Here is a 20,980-nt window from a genome sequence, read left to right on the forward strand (position 1 = left end):
CCGTGACGAACCGCGAGCAGCTGGAGAAGGTCTCGAGCGGGGAGGGCTTCATCGCCGCGCTCGACCAGAGCGGCGGGAGCACGCCCAAGGCACTGAAGCTCTACGGCATCGGCGAGGACGCCTACTCGAACGACGAGGAGATGTTCACGCGCATGCACGAGATGCGCACCCGCATCATGACGAGCCCGGTGTTCACCGGCGAGCGGGTGCTCGGAGCGATCCTGTTCGAGAACACGATGGACCGCCGGGTCGAGGGCCGTCAGACCGGCGACTACCTGTGGTCGGTCAAGGGTGTCGTCCCGTTCATCAAGGTCGACAAAGGGCTCGCGGCGGAGGACAAGGGCGTGCAGCTCATGAAGGCCATCCCCGGCCTGGACGAGCTGCTCGCGCGCAGCGTCGAGCTGGGGATGTTCGGCACCAAGATGCGCTCGGTGATCAAGCAGGCGGACCGCGGCGGCGTGGACGCGATCGTCGACCAGCAGTTCGAGATCGGCCACCAGATCCTCGACGCCGGCCTCTGCCCGATCATCGAGCCCGAGGTCGACATCCACTCCCCGACGAAGGCGGAGGCCGAGGAGCTGCTCAAGGCGGCCATCACCAAGCACCTCGACCAGCTGCCGGCCCAGCGGCCCGTGATGCTCAAGCTGACGCTGCCCAGCGAGGACGGCTTCTACGCCGACCTGGTCGCCCACCCGCGCGTCGTCCGCGTCGTCGCGCTCTCCGGGGGGTACAGCCGCGAGGAGGCCAACGAGCTGCTGGCCCGCAACCACGGCGTCATCGCGAGCTTCTCCCGGGCGCTCACCGAGGGCCTGCACGCCGACCAGAGCGACGCCGATTTCAACTCCACACTGGACAGCACGATCGCCGGCATCTTCGCTGCGTCCCGGACCTGACGCACGGGCCCCGGGCCGGGGGTCATACGCTTTGCTCATGAGTGTCGGGCACGAGTCCCCTGTCGAGCAGACGCTCACGAAGCTGCGGCGCATCGACTCCCGGCCCCCGCCGGACCCCGGCGTCCCACGCACGCTGGCCGACCTGTACCGCGACCACCGCGCCCGGATGGTCCGTCTTGCGCTCCTGCTCGTGGACGATCCGGGTACGGCCGAGGACGTGGTCCAGGAGGCGTTCACGGGTCTGCACCGCCACTGGGCGACGCTGCGCGACGAGGCCGCGGCGATCGGCTACCTGCGCACCGCGGTGATCAACGGGTCGCGGTCGGTGCTGCGGCGGCGCCGCACCGCACGCGACTACGTGATGCCGCACGGGGTGAACTCGCGGTCCGCCGAGTCGCTCGCGATGCTCTCCGCGGAGCACCAGGCGGTCGTGGACGCGCTCGGCACGCTGCCGCCCCGTCAGCGCGAGGTGCTCGTCCTGCGCTACTACGGCGGGCTCTCCGAGCAGGAGATCGCCGACGCCACCGGAATCAGCAAGGGGACCGTCAAGTCGACGGCCAGCCGGGCGCTGGACGCCGTCAGCCGGGTGATGGCCGAACGCTCGCGGGGGGCGTGAGCGTGGACGGGCCGGGGGCCGCCGAACAGCGACTCGCCGACGCGCTGCGTGCGCGCGCCGTGAGCGGCGGGTACGCACCCCCGATGACCGCGCCGCCGGTCGTCATGCCGGTCGCGCCCGTCCGGCCCGCGGCAGCGACGGCCCGGACGATGCGGCGCCAGATCGTCGTCGGTCTGGCGGTGGCCCTGGCTGCCGGCGTCGCACTGGGCGTCGTCCTGGCTCTGATCTCGCTGTTCGCGCCGGGACTGCTCCCGATCGTCGGCTGAGCGCCCCCTGCGTACCGGAGCGTGCCGGACGCGGGCCCGGCCGGGACTCCCGGTTCGGTAACCTCGACGGGTGCCCCATCGCCTCGCGCTCGGCCCCGAGTGGCTCCAGCCGGACACCATCATCCAGTGGCTCGGCCCGTGGGCCCTGGTGGGGCTGGCGCTCATCGTATTCGCCGAGTGCGGCCTGCTGCTCGGGTTCTTCCTGCCAGGGGACTCGCTGCTGTTCACCGCGGGGCTCTTCGTCGCCAGCGGTGCGATCGAGAGCCCGCTGTGGCTGGTCTGCCTGGTGCTGGTGGTCGCAGCGCTGATCGGCAACATGGTGGGCTACTGGATCGGGCGCGCCGCCGGCCCTGCGGTGTTCGACAGGCCGCGGTCGCGGCTGTTCAAACCCGAGCACGTCGTCAGGACGCAGACGTTCTTCGACAGGTACGGCAACCGCGCCATCGTCCTGGGCCGGTTCGTGCCGATCGTGCGCACGTTCATCACCGTGATGGCGGGCGTCGGGCAGATGGACCCGCGCCGCTACTTCACCTACTCGCTCATCGGCGGCGTCGCCTGGGCCGCCGGCGTGACGGTGCTGGGCTACTTCCTCGGCCAGATCCCGTGGGTGCGGGAGAACATCGAGCTGATGCTCATCCTGATCGTCTTCGTGTCGATCCTGCCGATCATCGTCGAGGTCGTGAAGGCCCGCTGGGAGGCGCGGCGCGCCGTCTGACCCGGCCGCCCTCCCCGTCGAGAACGACGTTGCGCTTCCTTGAAGCGCGCGAAATTCGGAGCAATGTCGTTCTCGACGGCATCGGTGGCCGAATCCGAGGGATACCGGTCATTGACGCCATCCGGCCGCCGGCGCCACGGTAGGGGACGTGCACGACGTCCTCATCCCGCTCATCCCCGGCTTCCAGCCGCTCGACGTGGTCGGTCCGCACGAGGTCTTCCAGGCCGCGACGTACCTGCTCCGCCGACGAGGTGCCGGCGACGGGTACACCGTCACCCTCGCCGGGTCCACGCCCGGACCCGTCGCCGCCGACTCCGGCCTCGACCTCCTCGCCGCCGTCGCGCTGCCCGAACGCGGCCCCATCGGCACGCTCCTCGTCCCCGGTGGGCTCGGCGTGCGGCGGGTCGCGAAGGAACGGCCCGGCTTCGTCGCGTGGCTGAGCAGGGCCGCACCCCGCGCCGAGCGCGTGGCCTCCGTGTGCACCGGGGCGTTCCCGCTCGCCGCCGCGGGCCTGCTCGACGGCAGGCGCGCCACCACCCACTGGCGCTTCGCCCGTCGCCTGGCCGACGAGCACCCGTCCGTCGACGTCGCCTGCGAGGCCATCTGGCTGCGCGCAGGCAACGTGTGGACCTCCGGCGGCGTCACCGCGGGCATCGACCTCGCGCTCGCCCTCGTCGAGGCCGACCACGGCCCCGACCTCGCCCAGCACATCGCCCGCGAGCTCGTCGTCTTCACCCGCCGCCCCGGCGGCCAGAGCCAGTTCGCCGCACCGGTCTGGTCCGATCCGGCGCCGCGCCCGTCCGTGCGCGCCGCGCAGGACCACATCCACGCCGAACCGGCCGCCGACCTGCGCATTCCCGTGCTCGCCGCCCGCGTCGGCATGAGCGAGCGCCACTTCAGCCGCGAGTTCACCCGGCTGCTCGGCAGCACCCCTGCCGAGTACGTCGAGCAGGTCCGTGTCGAGGCCGCGCGGCGGCTGCTGGAGTCCGAACCGATCGCGGTCTCCCGCGTCGCCTCCCGTTGCGGCTTCGGCTCGCCGGAGACGATGCGCCGCGCGTTCCTGCGCAGGCTCGGTGTCCCACCCGACCAGTACCGCCGCAGCTTCGCCACCATCGACCGCTGAGGAGGCCCGAATGACCACCGCGCTGCGCTCACGCCCGTTCGTCGTCCACTACCTGCAGATGATCGCCGCGATGCTGGCCGGCATGCTCCTGCTCGGCCCGCTCGCGATGCTGGTGTTCGGCCATCCCGGCCCCGAGGCCCACGCGCTGCTCATGGCCACCGAGATGACCATCGGCATGACGGTGTGGATGGCCTGGAAACACCACTCGTGGATCGCGATCGCCGAGATGGGCCTCGCGATGTACCTGTCGTTCGTCGTCCTCTTCCCGCTGCTGTGGACCGGACTGCTCTCCGGCGGTGCGATGATGATCGTCGGGCACGTGCTGATGCTGCCCGCGATGGCACTGGTGATGCTCCGGCGCCGCGAGGAGTACAGCGGCCGCTGAACGGTTCCGGGCGCCCGTGGCCCGATAATGGCCCGATGTGGGTATGGCTCGCCGTCGCGATCGTCGCGGAGGTGACGGCCACGGTGTCGCTGCGCTACTCCGACGGGTTCAGCCGGCTCCTCCCGTCACTGATCGTCGCCGCCGGTTACGCGCTCGCGTTCTACTCACTGTCGAAGGCGCTGCAGCGCGGGATGGCCCTCGGCGTCGCGTACGGCGTGTGGGCGGCGCTCGGCGTCACGTTGGTCGCGCTGATCGGGGCCTTCTTCCTCGGGGAGTCGCTCACCTGGGTGCAGGTGGGCGGCATCGTGCTCGTCGTTGCGGGGGTTCTCGCGCTGGAGCTGGGCGCGGCGCACGCGTGACCGTCACCAGGCCCGGGAGAGGTCCGCGTGCCTGCGGATCCAGGCGTGCATGGCGACCCCCGCCGCCACGCCCGCGTTGATCGAGCGCGTCGAACCGAACTGGGCGATCGAGACGGCCAGATCCGCGGCCGCCCGCGCCTCTTCCGTGAGACCCGGGCCTTCCTGGCCGAACAGCAGCACGCAGGCACGCGGCAGGTCCGCTGTCTCCAGGCGCAGCGCGCCCGGGGTGTTGTCGACCGCCACGACCGCGAGGTGCTCGGCACGGGCGAACGCGACGAGGCCTGCGACGTCGGGATGGTGGTGGACGGCGAGATAGCGGTCGGTGACCATCGCGCCCCGACGGTTCCATCGGCGCCGCCCCACGATGTGCACCCCGGCCGCCGCGAACGCGTTCGCCGTGCGCACGACCGTGCCGATGTTGTGGTCATGGCCGAAGTTCTCGATCGCCACGTGGAACGGGTGCGCGCGGGCGGCCAGCTCCGCGGCGACGGCCTCGCGCCGCCAGTAGCGGTAGGCGTCCACGACGTTGCGGGTGTCGCCGTGCGCGAGCAGCTCCGGGTCGTACTCGGGGCCCTCCGGCCAGGACTCCCGACCGCCCGGCCACGGGCCCACCCCGACCTGGCCGGAAGCCGTCCACTCCGAGGGACCCAGCGGTTCGTCGGCGTCCCGGGCGTCGGTGCTCACGGCGCCGATGATGCCGCGGCGGGCGCCCGTACCCGGCCGGGGGCCGCTCGCGAGTTCCGCATTCTGTCAGCCCGACTTGCGCGATCCGCCGGGCCAGTGGCGCCGCGACGCCGGACGGGACGGCGAACATGGGCCGATGAAATGCGCAACTCGCGGCTGCCGGATGCGCAACTCGCGGGGATCTGTGCGCACGCGGGTGACCATCGCCGCGGCGGCCCGACGATCGCCGCCACCGGGCGAGGCGTCCAGGATCGGCCCCGCCACCAGCCCGAAGACCGCGAGGCGCGTCACGATCGCCGGTAGCCGGGGGCGGACCGGCCGCGTCCGGTCCGCCGGCCCCGCTCCCGCACCCGGTCCGGTAATGGTGGTGATCGCCCATTCTCTCGAGAATGATGCAAAGCGCGCGGTGGAGCATTTCGGCACCGGTGAGACCGGGCGGCCATCGCGATTCCCCGAGAGCGCGCGGCCCGTCGAGGAGAGCGGCCTGCGGGCGTCGTCGAGCGGCGCAGGGGGACCCGCCGACACCGCCGTCCTGCCGTCGGCGCGCCGACCCGCAGTGCCGTGACCCGTTCGTGATAGCTGCACCACGGAACGAACGGGCGTGGGGACGTTGCACCGAATAGCGTTGTCGGCGACCGGCGCACCGCTCCGGCCAGCAACGACGCGACGAATGACAGTGAGTGACCGAGATCTGACCGAAATCTGAGAGCTCGCTGGGCAGACGGCCTACTGGGTTAGGCTGAACAGCCTAACCCCTCGCCGCTCGTCGCGTCTCGATGGTTATCCGTCCCACTGGGGTTTCAGCTTCGCAACCTCGGCCCTGCCTGCTTCCCTAACGTCCCCGGCCATGGAACAGCGGATCGCCCGCACGGCGTGGCTCGTCACCTTCGGGGCCGTGCTCGTGCTCCCGGTGCTGCTGTACCTCGCGATCACACCCGCCGGGCCGATGTGGAGCCAGCTCTCGACCGTGACCGGACTGCTCGCGCTCTCGGCACTCGCGTGCGCCACCATCCTGCCCTCCCGGCTGCGCTCGCTCACGCGCGCCTTCGGCATCGAGAGCGTCCTGGACGTCCACCGGTTCCTCGGCTGCTCGGCCGCCATCCTCACGCTGCTGCACCTGGCCTGCGTGGTCGCAGCCGACCCGGCCAAGGTCGCGCTGCTCGACGTCACGCACGCCGGCCCCGCCCCGCTCTCCGCCACCGCGTCCACCGTCGCGATGCTCACGCTCATCGTCCTCGCGATGCTGCGCTCGCGGCTGCGGCTGGCCTACGAGGCGTTCCGTTGGAGCCATGTCGGCCTCGCGGCCGCCTCGCTGCTGTTCGCCGGGCTGCACGTGTGGTTCCTCAACAAGCTCGTCGCCCACCCCGTGATGGACGGCATGTTCGCCGCCATCGCCGCCCTGCTGATCGCGGTGCTCGGCTACCGCTGGATCTGGCGGACCATGCTCGACCCGACGGCCGAGTTCATCGTCCAGCAGGTCCGCGCCGAGACCCACACCGTCAGCACGCTGGTGCTCAAGGCGCGCACGCGCCACTCCGGCGAGGTGTTCGACTTCGAGCCCGGCCAGTTCGCCTGGATCCGCCTCGACCGCTCGCCCGCCGCGCAGGAGCACCCGTTCACGATCGCGTCGGCGGCACGGCGCGACCACACCGTCGAGTTCACGATCCGCCACGCGGGCGACTTCACGAAGGCCCTGCCCGGGTTGCACCCCGGCAGCCCCGTCTGGGTCGACGGTCCCCACGGCGCCTTCACGCCGGGCACGGGCCGCACGGGGGTCGTCATGATCGCCGGTGGCGTCGGTGTCACGCCGATGATGAGCATGCTGCGCACGGCCGCCCACCGCGGTGACCGGCGCCCCTACCGGCTCGTCGTCGTCGCGGGCCGCCGCGAGGAACTGCTCTTCCGCGACGAGCTCGCCGTCATGCGCACCCAGCTCGACCTCGAGGTCACCGAGGTGCTGCGCCGGCCCGTCCCCGACTGGAGCGGCCACACCGGCGACATCGGTGTCGGCCTGCTCACCGCCGTCCTCGCCGCCGAGGAACGGCTCGGCGACCTCGACTACTTCCTCTGCGGGCCCGCGGGGCTCGTCACCGACGCCCTGGACGCCCTGTCCGTCCTCGACGTACCGCTCGACCGAATCCACACCGAACAGTTCGACATGGTCTGACCGCTCCCCAGCAACGCCCGGTTCCCCAACCGGTCCCCCGGGTGCGCACGCTCCCCCTCGCGCGCACCAGTACCACCAAGGAAGGCCCTCATGCTGCGCCGCGTTCCCCGAAATCTCCGCCGCGCCGTCGTCGCCGCCGTGCTCCTCGCCGTGACGTTCTCGGTCTGGCAGTCCTGGTCGTCCGGGACGCCCGGCGTCGGCGGCTGGGTGCAGACCCCGTACGGCCCGCTCGGGCCCGCGGACCGGGACCTGCTCGTCAAGGTCCGGCTCGCCGGCCTCTGGGAGCAGCCCACCGGCCAGCAGGCCGAGCAGCAGGCGCTCGCCCCCGCCGTCAAGGTGGTGGGCGGTGACATCGCGGCCGAGCACGGCGACCTCGACCGCCGCGTCCGCGATGTGGCCGACAAGCTCGGCGTCCTGCTGCCCAGCGCACCCACGTCGCAGCAGATGGCGTGGATGGCCGAGATCTCGTCCAAGACGGGCTCGGACTACGACCGCGCCTTCACGCAGCGCCTGCGGGAGGCCCACGGCTCGGTCCTGCCGGTGATCGCCGAGGTGCGCGCGAGCACCCGCAACGATCTCGTGCGCCAGTTCGCCGCCGAGGCCGACACGTTCGTCAGCCGCCACATCCAGTACCTCGAGAGCACCGGCCTGGTCGACTACCAGGCGCTGCCCGCCGCGCCGTCGCCCGGCCTGCTCTCCGGCGGCCGCAACATCGGCGACCTCATCGTGCCCACCCTGGTCTTCGGCGCCGCCATGCTCGGTGCGGTCGGTCTCGCCGTCGCGCTGCGCAACCGGGACGCCGGTCGGCGCCCCGCCCCGGCCGCCCCCGCGCCGCCGCGCGCGACGCGGCGCCGCGATCCCGTCCCCCCGCTCATCCAGATACCCGCACCACGAGCGACCGACGCCCGGTCCCGCCACGCCCTGCGCAGCTAGCCCCCGGCTCCCCCTGCTGCGACCCGCGCCGGCCCGTCCTGGACCGCCGCTCCCCGACACACCGATCTGAGGCATCTCCCCATGGCAGCATCACCCCGAGCAGCCCGCGTACGGCGCGCCCTGGCGGTCTCGTCCACGGCCGTGGCCCTGGTCGTCGTCGCGGCCGCGTGCGGCACCGCCGCTGCGAGCACCGACTCCCAGGAGAGCGGCCGGAGCACCGAGGCCGGCCACTCGCAACACGGCGGCAACCCGGCCGACGCCCAGGACGACGGCGACCGTGACAACGCCCGCGACAACGCCCGCGACAACGACGGCGACAACGACGGCGACGGCGGGAACAACGGCGATCGTGGAAGCGGCCGTGACAACGGCCGCGAGGGTGACCGCGGCAACGGCGGCGGTCGCAACGGTGACCGGAACCAGGTGGAGAACGGGAACAACGGAAACAACGGAAACGGGAACAACGGCAACGGGAACAACGGCAACGGGAACGGGAACAACGGCAACAACAACGGAAACGGAAACGGGAACAACCCCCCCGCGTCGTCGCTCGACATCCTCGGCACGGACTGCTCGAACAGCGACCTCGAGCCCCACGACGGCTTCCAGAAGGCGCCGCGCTGCGTCGAGACGTCGTTCGGCGAGGTGACCTCGGCGGACAAGAGCCCGTCGCTGCTCATCACCGAGGCGCCCTCCGAGGTGGGCGTCGACCAGGACTTCGAGCTCGTCGTGAGCACCCGCAACCTCAAGCGCGACCGCTTCCTCGGCGCTGCCGTCGGCGGCTACTACGCCGAGGCCTCCTTCCTCGACGACAACGGCATCCAGCGCGGGCACTTCCACACCGCGTGCCGCTTCCTGCCCAGCGTCGACGCGGCGCCCGACGCCTCGCCCGAGCCGGCGTTCTTCCTCGCCACCCAGGACAACCAGGGCGGTGCGGGTGAGGACAAGGTCACCATCGACGTCCCCGGCCAGGACCAGGCGGGCACGCTGCAGTGCGCCGTGTGGGCCGGTGACGGGTCGCACCGCGTGCCGATGATGGAGCGTGCGAACCAGACCCCGGCGTTCGACGTGGTCCGGATCACCGTGCAGTAGAAGACGTGGCCCGTGGGGTCGGCTTCCCCTCCGTCTCGGCCGACCCCACGGATGCCCGGCCTCGGGCGTCGATGACACGGCGACGCCCTCGGCCCTGCAGGGAACGGAAGGCCGTGTCCGGCGAAGGTGGTGTCGCCGGACACGGCCTTCCGCCGTTCCCGCAAGCACCCTCGGGCGAGCTCAGCCCAGACCGAGATCGGCGAGGCCGAGCAGCGCGCGATACGGGGCTCCCTCCACCTCGATGGCCTCGCGTGCTCCCGTGTCCCGGTCCACGACGGTCACGACGCCGACCACCTCCGCCCCGGCGTCCCGCACCGCACGCACGGCGGTGAGCACCGACGACCCGGTGGTCGAGGTGTCCTCGACGACGAGGACGCGGCGACCCGCGACGTCCGGGCCCTCGATGAGCCGCTGCATCCCGTGCTGCTTGGTCGACTTGCGGACCACGAAGGCGTCCACGGCGACGCCGTCGGCTGCGGCCGCGTGCAGCACGGCTGTGGCGACCGGATCGGCGCCGAGGGTGAGCCCGCCGACCGCGTCGAAGGCCCAGTCCGCGGTGAGGACCCGCAGCAGCCGCCCGATCAGCGGGGCGGCCCGGTGGTGCAGCGTGACGCGACGCAGGTCGATGTAGTAGTCCGCCTGCGCACCCGAGGACAGCGTGACCCGGCCGTGGACGACCCCCAGTTCCCGGACCAGCGCGGCAAGCTCGTCGCGTTCGGCGTCGGCGGTGGTGGTCATCGCTCTCCTTCGGGAGGTCGGACGTCGCGGTCCGCGGGTCTACGGGCGGCGCGGCGGGCCGCGAACCCGCCGCTGATACGGCGCTGCACCGGGCGCGGCAGCAGGTCGAGGAGCGTGACGAGCGCCTTGTACTGCGGGCTCGGCACCGAGACGACGCGCCCGCGTGCGAGGTCGGTGAGGCAGTCGGCGACGACCCGGTCCGCCTCCAGCCACAGGGGCCCGACGCGGCGACCGGGATCGATCCCGGCGCGGGCGTGGAACTCGGTGCGCACGTAGCCCGGGCACAGGGCCATCGCGCGGACGCCGGTGCCGGCGAGGCTCGCCGCGAGCGCCTCGGTGAACGTGGTGACCCACGCCTTGTCCGCGCCGTAGAGCGAGCTGCCGGGGAGGAACCCGGCGACGCTGGAGACGTTGACGATCCCCCCGCGACCGCGGCTCACCATCCCGGGCGCCGCGGCGCGGCAGAGCAGCAGGACGGCGCGGACGTTGACGTCGAGCTGGCGTTCCAGGTCGGCGGGTTCGGCCCGGGTGACCGCCTCGTTCAGGCTGAACCCCGCGTTGTTGACGAGCAGGTCGACGGGCGCGGCGTCCGGGTCGGCGAGGCGGCGGGCCACCCGCTCCCGGTCCCGCTGCACCGACAGGTCCGCGGCCAGCACCTCCGCGGTGACGCCCGCCGCCCGGGCCTGCGTCGCGGCCTGCTGGAGGCGCTCCTCGTCGCGGGCCACGAGCACGACGTCGCGGCCGCCACGGACGAGCCTGCGGACGAACGCGGCCCCGATGCCGGAACTCGCCCCGGTGATCAGCGCTGTGGGCACCCGGCGAGGCTATGCCGTGCGGGCGGACCGCTCCAGCGGGCCCGGCTCACGCGATCGGGGTGGCCCAGGCGTCGTCCCACTGGACCTGGCCGCTGCAGTCGCGCTTCGCCACGGCGGCGGGGTCGAAGGCCATCTCGACGGTGACCGGGCTCTCGGGCGAGATCGACGGCAGCCCGGCGGGCATCTCCAGCGGGAACCCGGCCCCGACCAGCTTCTCGGCCCGGCCGGAGCCCGTGGTGACGACGACGCGCGCCGCGCAGTTCGCGACCAGCTCGATGCGCCCGCCCAGCGTGGCGTTCCCGATGCCGGCCGGGACGGTGAGCACGGAACGTGCGGTCGGGTTCTCGGCACGCAGGTTCCAGACGAAGCTGAACGTGTCGAACTGGTCGGTGCCGGAGAACGGCTCGTTCGGGCCGCCGTCGGCGAGGACGAGCTGCACCGGCCCGGAGGGCGCGGGCGCGGCGCCGGTGGTCGCCGTGGCGGTGCCCGTGGTCGCGGGGGTGTCCGTCACGGTCGTGGCGGTGGTGGTGCCGGCATCCGTGCCGGTGCCGCGGCCGAGCAGGGCCACCCCGCCCGCCACGGCCGCGACCGCGACCACCGCCGCCACCGCGGCGAGGGCGACCGGGCGGCGGCTCCGGGTGACGCGCCCGCTCGCTCGGGGCGCGGGCACCGGCGGCGGCCACGGGGGCGGCGGCCCGGGCCGGCGCGTACGGTCCGGATGCGGATCCGGCGCGAGCGCCGCCCGGGCCGCGGCAGCGAGCTCGCCCGCGCCCTGGTAGCGGTCCTCGGGCCGCTTCGCCATCCCGCGAGCCACCACCGGGTCCAGCGCCGCGGCGCCCGCCACCAGCGCGGACGGCCTCGGCGGGGGCTGGTTGAGGTGCGCGTTCAGCAGCGACGGCAGGGTGCGCCCGGGAAACGGCGGCTGCCCGGTCAGGCACTCGTGGAGCACGCACGCCAGCGCGTAGACGTCGGCGCGGGCGTCCACGGGACCGTCGGTGAACCGCTCCGGGGCCATGTACTCGAGCGTCCCGATGGTGGCGCCGGTGACGGTGAGCCGGGCGCTGGTGCGCGCCGCGACGGCCCGGGCGATGCCGAAGTCCGCGAGGTAGCCGAAGTCCGACGCCGTCAGCAGCACGTTCGACGGCTTGACGTCGCGGTGGACGAGCCCGTCCCCGTGCGCGGCATCCAGCGCGGCGGCCACCTGCTCGACGATCGCGACGGCCCGCGACGGTGGCATCGGGCCGGTGCGGGCGAGGACGGCGGCCAGATCCTCGCCGACGACCAGCCGCATGTCGAGGAAGAGCCTGCCGTCGATCTCGCCGTAGCTGTGGATCGGGATGACGTGCGGCTCGTTGAGCGTGGCGACCGTCTTCGCCTCGCGCCGGAACCGGGCCCGGTACTCCTCGTCCGAGGTGGCGGACTCGGGCAGCAGCTTCAGCGCGACCGTGCGCTCGTGGACGGTGTCGTAGGCCTCGTAGACCTCGCCCATCCCGCCGCGGCCCAGCAACCGGTCGAGCCGGTACGGCCCGAACATGGTCGCCACGAGCGAACGGTACAACCCGCCCGGGGGAGGGTCAGCCGTTGACCACCTGTCGCAGGCGCGGCCCGGCCTCGAGTGCGGTGGCGACCTCGGCGAGGTCGGCGAGGAGGTCCTGCACCCGGTCCGGCGACGAGCCGAGGGGAGCCGAGGCGAGGACCCAGGCGTCCTCGGCCCAGAGCAGCTCGACGTCCTCACCGATCGCGTCGCTCGCCGTGGCGAGCCGCGGGGTGAGCAGGGGACGCACCGCGTCGGCGTCCGTGACGAAGGCGTAGCGCTCGCCGACCGGCTCCAGCAGGTCCAGGCCGGCGTCGTCCGGCAGGGGTGCGGACGGCAGCCGCAGCTCGACGGCGGCGGGGAGCTGGCCCTGCACGGCCACGGCGGCGACGGTGGAGGTCAGCTTGCCGCCCTGGTCGTGGTCGAACACGTAGGCCTGCCGCGGCCCGCTCGGGGTGGGCACGTCCCCGGTGATGAGGTTCTTCGCGGCCCCCGGCCCGCCCTGGTGGAAGATGCCGTAGCGCCAGCGGCTCGGCAGGACGGGGTCGGAGTCGAGCCACTCCCAGTCCCGCAGCTCGGCCCAGCGGCGGCGGTCCCGGTTGCCCTTCCCGGAACGCGAGCTGTCGACGAACAGCAGGGCCGCCCCGAACAACAGCGCGATCACGGCGATGATGAACCACGTCGACGGATTTCCCACGACCGGAGAGTAGCCCCGGGTCGCGCTCCGGCCGGGACGCCACGCGGAGCCGAAACACGCGCGACACCCGGGTGGTCGATGATGCCCGGCATGCGGTTCGACCTCGTCCTGCGGGCGCCTCGGATGATCACCGCGCACGGCGAGGTGGCCCGCTGCGTGGGCGTGTGCGACGGCCGCGTCGCCGCGATCACCCCGCTGGCCGGCGCCCCGGACGCCGACGAGGTCGTCGAGCTCGGGCCGGACGAGGTGCTGCTGCCGGGCCTGGTCGACACGCACGTGCACGTCAACGAGCCGGGGCGCACCGAGTGGGAGGGCTTCGCCACGGCGACGCGGGCGGCCGCGCTGGGCGGGGTCACCACGATCGTCGACATGCCGCTCAACTCGATCCCGCCGACGGTCGACGTCGCGGCGTTGGCGTGCAAGCGCGCCGCGGCGCGCGACCAGGTGTTCGTCGACGTGGCGTTCTGGGGCGGGGCGGTGCCGGGCAACATCGGGGAGCTGCGCGGCCTGCACGACGCGGGCGTGCTGGGCTTCAAGTGCTTCCTGCTGCACTCGGGGGTGGACGAGTTCCCGCCGCTGCCACCGGACGAGCTCGAACCCGTGCTCGCCGAGATCGCCGCGTTCGGCAGCAGGCTCATCGTGCACGCCGAGGACTCCCACGCCATCGACCGCGCCCCCACCCCGCACGGGGACCGCTACGCGGACTTCCTCGCCTCGCGGCCTCGCGGCGCGGAGAACCTGGCCGTCGCCTGGCTGATCGAGCGGGCCCGCTGGACCGGTGCCCGGGTGCACGTCCTGCACCTGTCCAGCTCCGACGCCCTGCCGATGATCGCCTCGGCGCGCCGGGACGGCATCGCGGTGACCGCCGAGACCTGCCCGCACTACCTCACCTTTACCGCCGAGGAGGTCCCCGACGGCGCCACCGAGTTCAAGTGCTGCCCACCCGTGCGGGAGGCGTCGAACCGGGAGCTGCTCTGGCAGGGGCTGGCCGACGGGGTGATCGACATGATCGCCACCGACCACTCCCCGTGCCCTGCCGCGCTGAAGACCCCCGACACCGGGGACTTCGGCACCGCCTGGGGCGGCATCGCCTCCCTGCAGCTGGGACTCGCCGCGGTCTGGACGGGCGCGCGCGTACGCGGCCACACCCTCTCCGACGTGGTCTCCTGGATGGCCGATGTTCCCGCCCGCATCGCCGGGCTGGACCGCAAGGGCCGCATCGCGCTCGGCTTCGACGCCGACCTGACCGTCTTCGCCCCGGACGAGGCCTTCGTCGTGGACCGCCACCGCCTCGCCCACCGCCATCCCGTCTCGGCCTACGACGGCCGGGCCCTCTCCGGGGTGGTGCGGCAGGTCTGGCTGCGAGGGGCCAGACTCGACCTCGACGCCCGGCCCCGCGGGCAGCTGCTGACCAGAGGGGGATGAACCGTGCGCCTGCCGCACTCCACGAGCGGTCCCGACTCGGACGCCGAGTTCACCCACCTGCCGGACCTCGCGTCGCGCCGCCTCGGCGGGGCCGTGGTCGACGCCAACGACGACTTCTTCGCCGACCGGGCCGCCCTGGTCATGCCGGGCCCCGTGCAGCCGCGCACCGAGTTCGGCTACCGCGGCAAGGTCTACGACGGCTGGGAGACCCGCCGCCGCCGCGAACCCGGCTCGGACCACGCGATCGTCCGACTCGGCATCCCCGGGATCGTGCACGGCGTCGTCGTCGACACCGCCCACTTCCGCGGCAACTACCCGCCCGAGATCTCCGTGCAGGCCACGGCGTGCGAGGACTATCCGGGCCCCGCCGAGCTCGCCGCCGCCGAGTGGACGGAGCTGGTGGCGCGCTCGCCCGCCAAGGGCGACACCGCCAACGTCTACGACGTGAGCGACCGCCACCGCTACACCCACGTCCGGCTCACCATCCACCCGGACGGCGGGGTCGCCCGCTTCCACGTGCACGGCGAGGCCGTCGTCGATCCCCGACACCTGCACGGCACCGTCGATCTCGCCGCCCAGGGCAACGGCGGGCAGCTCGTCGGCTGCTCGGACATGTTCTTCTCGTCCCCGCAGAACCTGCTGCTGCCCGGGCCGGCGCGGTCGATGGGGGAGGGATGGGAGACGGCGCGGCGCCGCGACGGCGGCAACGACTGGGTCGTCGTCGCCCTCGCCGGGCCGTCCCGGCTGCGTGACATCGTGTTCGACACCGGCCACTTCCTCGGCAACGCGCCCGGCCAGGTGCAGGTCAGCGGCACGTTCATCGACCCGGCGGACGCCGCGGGGCTCGGTGAGCACCTCACCGACCACCTCGTGAAACGGCTGTGGTCACCGCTCGTGCCGCGCAGGCCCGTCCGGCCCGACACCCCGCACCGGTTCAACATCGGCCCCGCGGCGCCGACGGTCACGCACCTGCGGGTCGACATCTACCCCGACGGAGGGTTCGCCCGGCTCCGCGCGCACGGCGCGCTCACCCCGGCCGCGTACGACGCAGCCGTGCAGCGCTGGCTCGACGCGCTGCCGGCCGCCCATCTGGAGGACGTGCTCACGCGCGCCGGCCTCGAACGTCCCGTTGTGGTGGGTGCGCTGCGCGCGCGGGGGCGCCGTCGCGAGTGGCCGTCGGAGGTCCTGGCGGCGTTCGCGCCCGGCTGATCCCGGCCCGGGCGTATCCGGCCGAGCGTGCCGGGCGGATCACCGAGGTCCGCGATCGCCTCCCCGGGCCGGGCCGACCCGCCGACCCCGCGCCAGTCTCCACACCCGGTCGCGCGTCATCGGCAGCTCGTACGGCCGCGCGTCCAGCGCGTCCCGAACGGCGTTCGCGACCGCAGGCGCGACCGGGTTGTAGGGGGCCTCGCTCATCGACTTGGCGCCGCACGGGCCGAGCGCGTCGGTCGTGTCGGCGAACAGGACCTCGGTGCGGGGGACGTCCGCGAACTGAGGGACGTGGTAGTTGCGCAGCACCGCGGTGGTGACGCGGCCCGCGCCGTCCACGACGAGGTCCTCGTACAGCGCCGACCCGAGCGCCTGCGCCACGCCGCCCTCCACCTGCCCGCGCAGCTGTGCCGGGTTGAGCACGACGCCCGCGTCGACCGCTTGAACGGAACGCAGCACGCGCACCTCGCCCGTACCCGGGTCGACCGCGACCCGCACCGCGTGCACGTTGAACGCCACCGACCGCGGGCTCCCCGGGTGGGTGGCGTCCGCCGCGAGACCGGCGAACGCGGTGAGGGGGACCACCCGGTCCCCGCAGCGCACCCCGTCCGGGCCGAGCACGTGCCCGGCGCCACCGTGGCACCCCGCGTCGGTGGCGCGGCCCGTGTCGCGCGATCGGCACGTCGGGGAAGACCTATTTCCCGTACGTGCCGTTCGCTCGCGCCGCCCGGGGGCCGGCGGGTGGCAGCCGAGGTGCTCGGCCGCCGCCGCGCGGAGCCGGTCCGCGAGCGCCAGCGCGGCGTCCTGCACCGCGCGGCCCGCGACGACGGTCCCCGCCGAGCCGAACGCCCCGGTGTCGTGCTCGACGGCGTCGGTGTCGGACTGGTGCAGCCGCACCCGCCCCGGTTCCGTGCCGAGCGCCGCCGCGGCGAGCTGCACGTGCACGGTCGACGTCCCGTTGCCGAACTCGGCCGTCCCGACCCTGACGAGATAACCGCCGTCGGCCTCGACGGAGATCGACGCCTCCGCGTGGTGCCCGCGCGGCGGGATCGTGGCGATCATGGCGACGGCCATGCCCTCACCGCGCGGCCACATCGCGGGTGCGGTGGCGTCGTCCGGCGAGCGGAGTGCCTGTTCGGCCTGGTCGAGGCACTGATCGAGGCCGTAGCTGCCGAACTCGAGATCGTCGGGCGGGCCGTGGCCGAGCGCATCGCCGGGCCGGACGACGTTGCGGCGTCGCAGTTCGAACGGGTCCATGCCCAGCTCGCGGGCCAGCTCGTCCAGCGCCGACTCGATCGCGAACTGGACCTGCCCGAGGCCGTAGCCGCGAAACGCCCCGGAGGGCAGGTTGTTGGTGTAGACCGACCGGGCGTCCACCCGGGTGTTCGGGCAGCGGTAGAGGATCGTCGACTCGTGGCAGCCGTGGAACATCACGCCGGGTGAGTGGTTGCCGTACGCGCCCGCGTCGGCGAGGACGTCCACGGCGAACGCGGTGAGCACCCCGTCGGTGGTCGCGCCGACGCGGACGGACACGCGCATGGGGTGGCGGCAGGGCGTGGCGGTCATGGACTCGGTGCGGGTGGTCTCGTACTGGACGGGCCTGCCGGTGCGCAGCACGGCCAGCGCGACGAGGTCCTCGACGAGCATCTCCTGCTTGCCGCCGAACCCGCCGCCGACCCGCGCGGTGTGCACGCGCACCCGTTCGCGGGGCAGGTCGAGGACGCGCGCCAGCTCGTCGCGCACGAGGAACGGCACCTGGGTGCCGGAGCGCACCACGAGCCGCCCGTCCGCATCGAGGTGTCCGACCGCGGCGTGGGTCTCGAGGCTGACGTGGGCGGCGCGACCGGTACGCCAGGTGCCCTCGACGGTGGCGGCCGCGGCGGCGAGTCCCGCGTCGACGTCGCCGTGCGCGGTGTGCAGCTCGGCGAGGAGGTTGCGGTCCGGGTCGGCGATCCGGGCGGTGTGCTTGCCGGGGTGCAGCGGCGGCCCCTCGGCGGCGCGCTCGGGCTCGAGCACCGCCGGGAGCAGCTCGTAGTCCACGGCGATCGCCGCGCAGGCCCGCTGCGCGAGGGCCACGGACTCCGCGACGACGGCCGCGACCCGCTGCCCGGCGAACCGCACGACGGGATCCAGGATCAGGGTGTCGTCGGGATCGTCGTGGCGGTCGTGGTGGCGCGCCGTCGAGAACGCGACGGCCGGGACGTCGCGGTGGGTGAGAACGAGGTGCACGCCGGGCATCGCCTCGGCGGCGGTGGTGTCGATCCTGGTGATGCGGGCGTGGGCGTGCGGGCTGCGCAGCACTGCGACATGCAGCAGCCCCGGGGGAGCGGGCTCGTCCAGGGTGAAGGGCTCGCGGCCGGTGACGATCCGCGGCCCGGCGGGGGCAGGTAGCGACCCGCCGATCCCGAGCGAACGGCCCGTCGGGGAAGACCTAGTTCCCGTACGGGTCGTTCGCGCGGTCGGGGTGCCCAGCGCGTCGGCGATCGCCCGGTACCCGGTGCACCGGCAGAGGTTGCCCTTGAGCGCGCTGCCCAGCTCGGCATCGGCCGGCAGCGCGACGGCCGTCACGACCATCCCGGCCGTGCAGAACCCGCACTGGAACGCGCCCGCCGCGACGAACCGCTGCTGCACGGGGTGCAGGTCCTCCGGCGTGCCGAGCCCCGCGGCGGTGGTGACCTCCCGCCCGACCGCCCGGAACGCGGGCACCACGCACGAATGCACCGGCATGCCGTCGAGCAGCACGGTGCACGCGCCGCAGTCGCCGGAGTCGCAGCCCTTCTTCACCGCGGTGTGCCCGGCCGCGCGCAGGAACGTCCGCAGGCAGGCACCCGGCTCCGGCAGGCCCGCGACCTCGACCCCGTCCACCCTCACGCCAGCTCCTCGCGGATCTCCAGCGCCAGCACCTCCGTGACGGCCCGGCGCCAGTCCGGGGCCCCGTGCGGGTCCTCGAACCAGCGCTCCACCCCGTCCAGGGCCGCGACCAGCTCGGATGCGGTTGGGATGCCAGGGAACGCGACGCGGTGCGGCCGCTCGACGGCGGCGGTGACGGTGAGGACGAACGTGCCGTCGGGGTCCACCCGCCCGATGACGACGGACCCCGAGCGGCCCTCCGCCGAGAGCGCGGCCCGGCGGAAGGCCACCCGGGCCGACAGCGTGGCCGCGGGCAGCTCGATCGCGCGCAGCACCTCGCCGCGGGCGAGGGCGGTGCGCCGGTCACCGAGCACGAACCGCGCGACCGGCATCCGGCGTTCCCCGCCGTCCGCGGTCCAGATCACGGCGACACCGTCCAGCGCGGCCGCCAGCGCGATGACGGGCCCGGCCGGGAGCCCGAGGCAGACGTTGCCGCCCGCCGTGGCGGTGTTCCAGATCTTGAACGACCCGGCGAGCGCGCCGCAGCACTCGGTGGCGAGCGGGATCCCGGAGGCGGCGAGCTCGGCCAGCGTGCACGTGGCGCCGACCGTGATCCCGTCGGTGACGACGAGCGGCTCCCAACCCAGCCCGGTGAGGTCGACCAGGGTGTGCACGTGATCCTGCGGTTCGGAGTAGAGCCACGTACCGCCGGCCAGGACCGCCACCCCCGGCCCGAGCTCGCCCAGCTCGGCCCGCGACGAGGGCCTGCGCAGATCGGTGACGAACGCGAGGTCCACTAGTAGTCGATCCTGTCCGCGGCGGCGAGCCAGGCGTCGAAGGGCGCCGCGGCGCCCGGCAGCGGGAGCGGTTCGACGCGGGTGGCCCAGTCCGCCCGGTCCGTGGCGAACATCTCGTAGAAGACGCGGTCGTCGAAACCGCCCCGCGCGGCGTCGTGGCGGTCCGCTGCGTAGACGATCCGGTCCACGCGCGACCAGAGCGCCGCAGCCAGGCACATCGGGCACGGCTCGCACGAGGTGTAGAGCACGCACCCGGTGAGGGAGAAGTCACCGCGGGTCGCGCAGGCCGCCCGGATGGCGACCACCTCGGCGTGCGCGGTGGGGTCGCGGTCGCGGGTGACCCGGTTGACGCCCTTGCCGAGCACCACCCCCTCCGCGACGACCACGGACCCGAACGGGCCGCCGCCCGCGCCCACGTTCGCGGTGGCGAGGTCCACGGCATGGCGCAGCCACAGCTCGTCGGTCATTCAGCTCCCCCGGTAGGTCGAGTAGGCGTAGGGCGCGAGCAGGAGCGGGACATGGTAGTGATCACGCCCGGCCCGCACCTCGAAGACGATCAGCACCTCCGGGTGGAAGCCCTGCTGGCCGGTGGTGGCGAAGTAGCTGGCCGTGTCGAAACGCAGCACGTGCCGACCCGGGGTCAGGTCCGTCACCAGCGCGGCCACCCGCCCGTCCGCATCGGTGACCGCGGTGTGCTCCACGCCGTCGGGCGTCGTGAGGGTGACGGGGACGTCCGCGGCCGGGTTTCCGAGGGCGGCGTCCAGGACGTGGGTGGAGATCACGCGTCCTCCAGGAGGTGTTCCAGGCGCAGGCGGTTGATCCGCCGCAGCTCCTCGCGGAGTACCCGACGCTCGGCCGCCGGATCGTTGCTGAGCCGGGCGCGGAGCACGGCGAGCAGTTCCTCGGCGGGGCGGCCGTTCGCGCACACCAGGTAGACGTGCCCGAAGCGGTCCTCGTAGGCACGGTTGCCCTCGGCGAGGGCGGCGAGCACCTGCGGATCGGCGGCGGCCACGCCAGCCTGCTCCCGCCGCGACGACGCGTGCCCCGAGCGCTCGCCGATGCGGGGATGCCCGGCGAGGGCGCGGTCGATCTCGTCCTCGGGCAGGTCGGCGAGCGCGGCGTCGGACCGCGCGACGAGCGTGGCGCGGGTGGCGTGGGGACGCGAGAGGACGAGGCGGCGCACCCACTGCGGCGAGCTGCACACCTGCGCCAGGACGACCCGCACCTCGTCCTCGGGAAGGGTGTCGAAGGTGCTCACGAGCATGAGTGACGGTAGCGGGTGCGGGCCACCCCGGGATGAGACCGCAGCACCCGGACGGGCGGCAATCGGTACACCGAGATGTGACGGTGCGGGAGCACGATCGTCTGCTGATCACCTGACGGAGTGATCTGAGGGCCGATCACGGTAGCGAGCCCGTAACGACGAGGCAACCAGCGGTGACCTGCCGGTTCCTAGATTCGACCCACCCCTGCCGCGTCGATCCCGAGCCGATCAGGAGCCGCCCATGCACCGCCTGGGCTACCTGCTGGTCGGGTTGGTCGCCCGGCTGGTCGTCCCGGGCACCGGTGACGCGTCGAGCGCCGGAGGCGGTCCGTGACCGCGCCGCCGCACTCACCCCACACCGCAGTGGGGTGGCTTTACTTCAGCTGGGCCGGAGTAAAGCCACCCCACTGCAGGTCGC

The 20,980-nt window shown here is 73.7% G+C and carries 22 protein-coding genes; 12 read left to right on the top strand and 10 right to left on the bottom strand.

Annotated features, from left to right (window positions below):
• The 7 genes from AB7J25_RS22080 to AB7J25_RS22110 form a co-directional block, all read left to right on the top strand.
• Window positions 1-893: fructose bisphosphate aldolase (locus AB7J25_RS22080; RefSeq protein ID WP_428511649.1), on the top strand; the 893-nt coding region annotated here is incomplete at its 5' end.
• Window positions 894-930: 37 nt separating this feature from the next.
• The gene (locus tag AB7J25_RS22085) at window positions 931-1,509 is read left to right on the top strand and encodes an RNA polymerase sigma factor (protein WP_428511651.1); all 579 of its coding nucleotides are present in this window, start codon (window positions 931-933) and stop codon (window positions 1,507-1,509) included.
• Window positions 1,506-1,775 (top strand): hypothetical protein, encoded by a 270-nt coding sequence (locus AB7J25_RS22090; RefSeq protein ID WP_428511653.1) that lies wholly within the window; start codon window positions 1,506-1,508, stop codon window positions 1,773-1,775. Before AB7J25_RS22085 ends, AB7J25_RS22090 begins: the two co-directional genes overlap by 4 nt.
• Before the next feature lie 70 nt (window positions 1,776-1,845).
• The gene (locus AB7J25_RS22095) at window positions 1,846-2,490 is read left to right on the top strand and encodes a DedA family protein (RefSeq protein WP_428511655.1); all 645 of its coding nucleotides are present in this window, start codon (window positions 1,846-1,848) and stop codon (window positions 2,488-2,490) included.
• A gap of 148 nt (window positions 2,491-2,638) precedes the next feature.
• Window positions 2,639-3,613 carry a GlxA family transcriptional regulator gene (locus AB7J25_RS22100; RefSeq protein ID WP_428511658.1) on the top strand — a complete coding sequence of 325 codons (975 nt, stop codon included), beginning with the start codon at window positions 2,639-2,641 and terminating at the stop codon, window positions 3,611-3,613.
• Window positions 3,614-3,623: 10 nt separating this feature from the next.
• Window positions 3,624-3,998 (top strand): hypothetical protein, encoded by a 375-nt coding sequence (locus tag AB7J25_RS22105; protein WP_428511660.1) that lies wholly within the window; start codon window positions 3,624-3,626, stop codon window positions 3,996-3,998.
• Window positions 3,999-4,033: 35 nt separating this feature from the next.
• Window positions 4,034-4,357 carry a DMT family transporter gene (locus AB7J25_RS22110; RefSeq protein ID WP_428511662.1) on the top strand — a complete coding sequence of 108 codons (324 nt, stop codon included), beginning with the start codon at window positions 4,034-4,036 and terminating at the stop codon, window positions 4,355-4,357.
• Window positions 4,358-4,360: 3 nt separating this feature from the next.
• On the opposite strand, the gene AB7J25_RS22115 is transcribed toward AB7J25_RS22110, so the two are convergent.
• Complete coding sequence (locus AB7J25_RS22115) at window positions 4,361-5,041, bottom strand: TrmH family RNA methyltransferase (protein ID WP_428511664.1); 681 nt, start codon at window positions 5,039-5,041, stop codon at window positions 4,361-4,363.
• Window positions 5,042-5,888: 847 nt separating this feature from the next.
• Between AB7J25_RS22115 and AB7J25_RS22120 the strand changes: the two genes are divergently transcribed.
• The 3 genes from AB7J25_RS22120 (at window position 5,889) to AB7J25_RS22130 (ending at window position 9,233) form a co-directional block, all read left to right on the top strand.
• Window positions 5,889-7,208: a ferredoxin reductase family protein gene (locus AB7J25_RS22120; RefSeq protein ID WP_428511666.1), complete on the top strand. Its 1,320-nt coding sequence runs from the start codon at window positions 5,889-5,891 to the stop codon at window positions 7,206-7,208.
• A gap of 90 nt (window positions 7,209-7,298) precedes the next feature.
• Window positions 7,299-8,141 carry a DUF4142 domain-containing protein gene (locus AB7J25_RS22125; protein ID WP_428511668.1) on the top strand — a complete coding sequence of 281 codons (843 nt, stop codon included), beginning with the start codon at window positions 7,299-7,301 and terminating at the stop codon, window positions 8,139-8,141.
• 81 nt (window positions 8,142-8,222) lie between these two features.
• Window positions 8,223-9,233 (top strand): hypothetical protein, encoded by a 1,011-nt coding sequence (locus AB7J25_RS22130; protein WP_428511670.1) that lies wholly within the window; start codon window positions 8,223-8,225, stop codon window positions 9,231-9,233.
• A 180-nt stretch (window positions 9,234-9,413) separates the two neighbouring features.
• Here AB7J25_RS22130 and pyrE read toward each other — a convergent pair whose 3' ends face one another.
• The 4 genes from pyrE to AB7J25_RS22150 are packed head-to-tail and all read right to left on the bottom strand — an operon-like array spanning window position 9,414 to window position 13,017.
• On the bottom strand, window positions 9,414-9,971 hold the full coding sequence (gene pyrE / locus AB7J25_RS22135) for an orotate phosphoribosyltransferase (RefSeq protein ID WP_428511672.1): 558 nt from the start codon (window positions 9,969-9,971) through the stop codon (window positions 9,414-9,416).
• Window positions 9,968-10,786, bottom strand: coding sequence for an SDR family NAD(P)-dependent oxidoreductase (locus AB7J25_RS22140; protein WP_428511674.1), 819 nt, complete (start codon window positions 10,784-10,786; stop codon window positions 9,968-9,970). The genes pyrE and AB7J25_RS22140 overlap by 4 nt, the downstream gene beginning before the upstream one ends.
• 46 nt (window positions 10,787-10,832) lie before the next feature.
• On the bottom strand, window positions 10,833-12,320 hold the full coding sequence (locus tag AB7J25_RS22145) for a serine/threonine-protein kinase (RefSeq protein WP_428511706.1): 1,488 nt from the start codon (window positions 12,318-12,320) through the stop codon (window positions 10,833-10,835).
• 40 nt (window positions 12,321-12,360) lie between these two features.
• Window positions 12,361-13,017: a hypothetical protein gene (locus AB7J25_RS22150; protein ID WP_428511676.1), complete on the bottom strand. Its 657-nt coding sequence runs from the start codon at window positions 13,015-13,017 to the stop codon at window positions 12,361-12,363.
• Between the two features lie 90 nt (window positions 13,018-13,107).
• Here AB7J25_RS22150 and allB point away from each other — a divergent pair, with 90 nt between their 5' ends.
• The gene (gene allB, locus AB7J25_RS22155; protein ID WP_428511678.1) at window positions 13,108-14,442 is read left to right on the top strand and encodes an allantoinase AllB; all 1,335 of its coding nucleotides are present in this window, start codon (window positions 13,108-13,110) and stop codon (window positions 14,440-14,442) included.
• A 3-nt stretch (window positions 14,443-14,445) separates the two neighbouring features.
• The gene (gene alc, locus AB7J25_RS22160) at window positions 14,446-15,651 is read left to right on the top strand and encodes an allantoicase (RefSeq protein ID WP_428511680.1); all 1,206 of its coding nucleotides are present in this window, start codon (window positions 14,446-14,448) and stop codon (window positions 15,649-15,651) included.
• Between the two features lie 39 nt (window positions 15,652-15,690).
• Here alc and AB7J25_RS22165 read toward each other — a convergent pair whose 3' ends face one another.
• The 5 genes from AB7J25_RS22165 to uraD are packed head-to-tail and all read right to left on the bottom strand — an operon-like array spanning window position 15,691 to window position 20,562.
• Window positions 15,691-18,522, bottom strand: a complete 2,832-nt coding sequence (locus tag AB7J25_RS22165; RefSeq protein ID WP_428511682.1) for a molybdopterin-dependent oxidoreductase — start codon at window positions 18,520-18,522, stop codon at window positions 15,691-15,693.
• Window positions 18,519-19,298 (bottom strand): FAD binding domain-containing protein, encoded by a 780-nt coding sequence (locus tag AB7J25_RS22170; protein WP_428511684.1) that lies wholly within the window; start codon window positions 19,296-19,298, stop codon window positions 18,519-18,521. Before AB7J25_RS22170 ends, AB7J25_RS22165 begins: the two co-directional genes overlap by 4 nt.
• A complete protein-coding gene (locus AB7J25_RS22175) occupies window positions 19,298-19,765 on the bottom strand; it encodes a nucleoside deaminase (protein ID WP_428511686.1) in 468 nt (155 codons plus the stop codon). The genes AB7J25_RS22170 and AB7J25_RS22175 overlap by 1 nt, the downstream gene beginning before the upstream one ends.
• Window positions 19,766-20,080, bottom strand: a complete 315-nt coding sequence (uraH, locus tag AB7J25_RS22180; RefSeq protein ID WP_428511688.1) for a hydroxyisourate hydrolase — start codon at window positions 20,078-20,080, stop codon at window positions 19,766-19,768.
• Window positions 20,077-20,562 (bottom strand): 2-oxo-4-hydroxy-4-carboxy-5-ureidoimidazoline decarboxylase, encoded by a 486-nt coding sequence (gene uraD / locus AB7J25_RS22185; protein WP_428511690.1) that lies wholly within the window; start codon window positions 20,560-20,562, stop codon window positions 20,077-20,079. The genes uraH and uraD overlap by 4 nt, the downstream gene beginning before the upstream one ends.
• Between the last annotated feature and the right edge of the window lie 418 nt (window positions 20,563-20,980).

Origin of the sequence: Pseudonocardia sp. (genome assembly GCF_050246655.1) — a bacterium.
Classification (GTDB): domain Bacteria; phylum Actinomycetota; class Actinomycetes; order Mycobacteriales; family Pseudonocardiaceae; genus Pseudonocardia.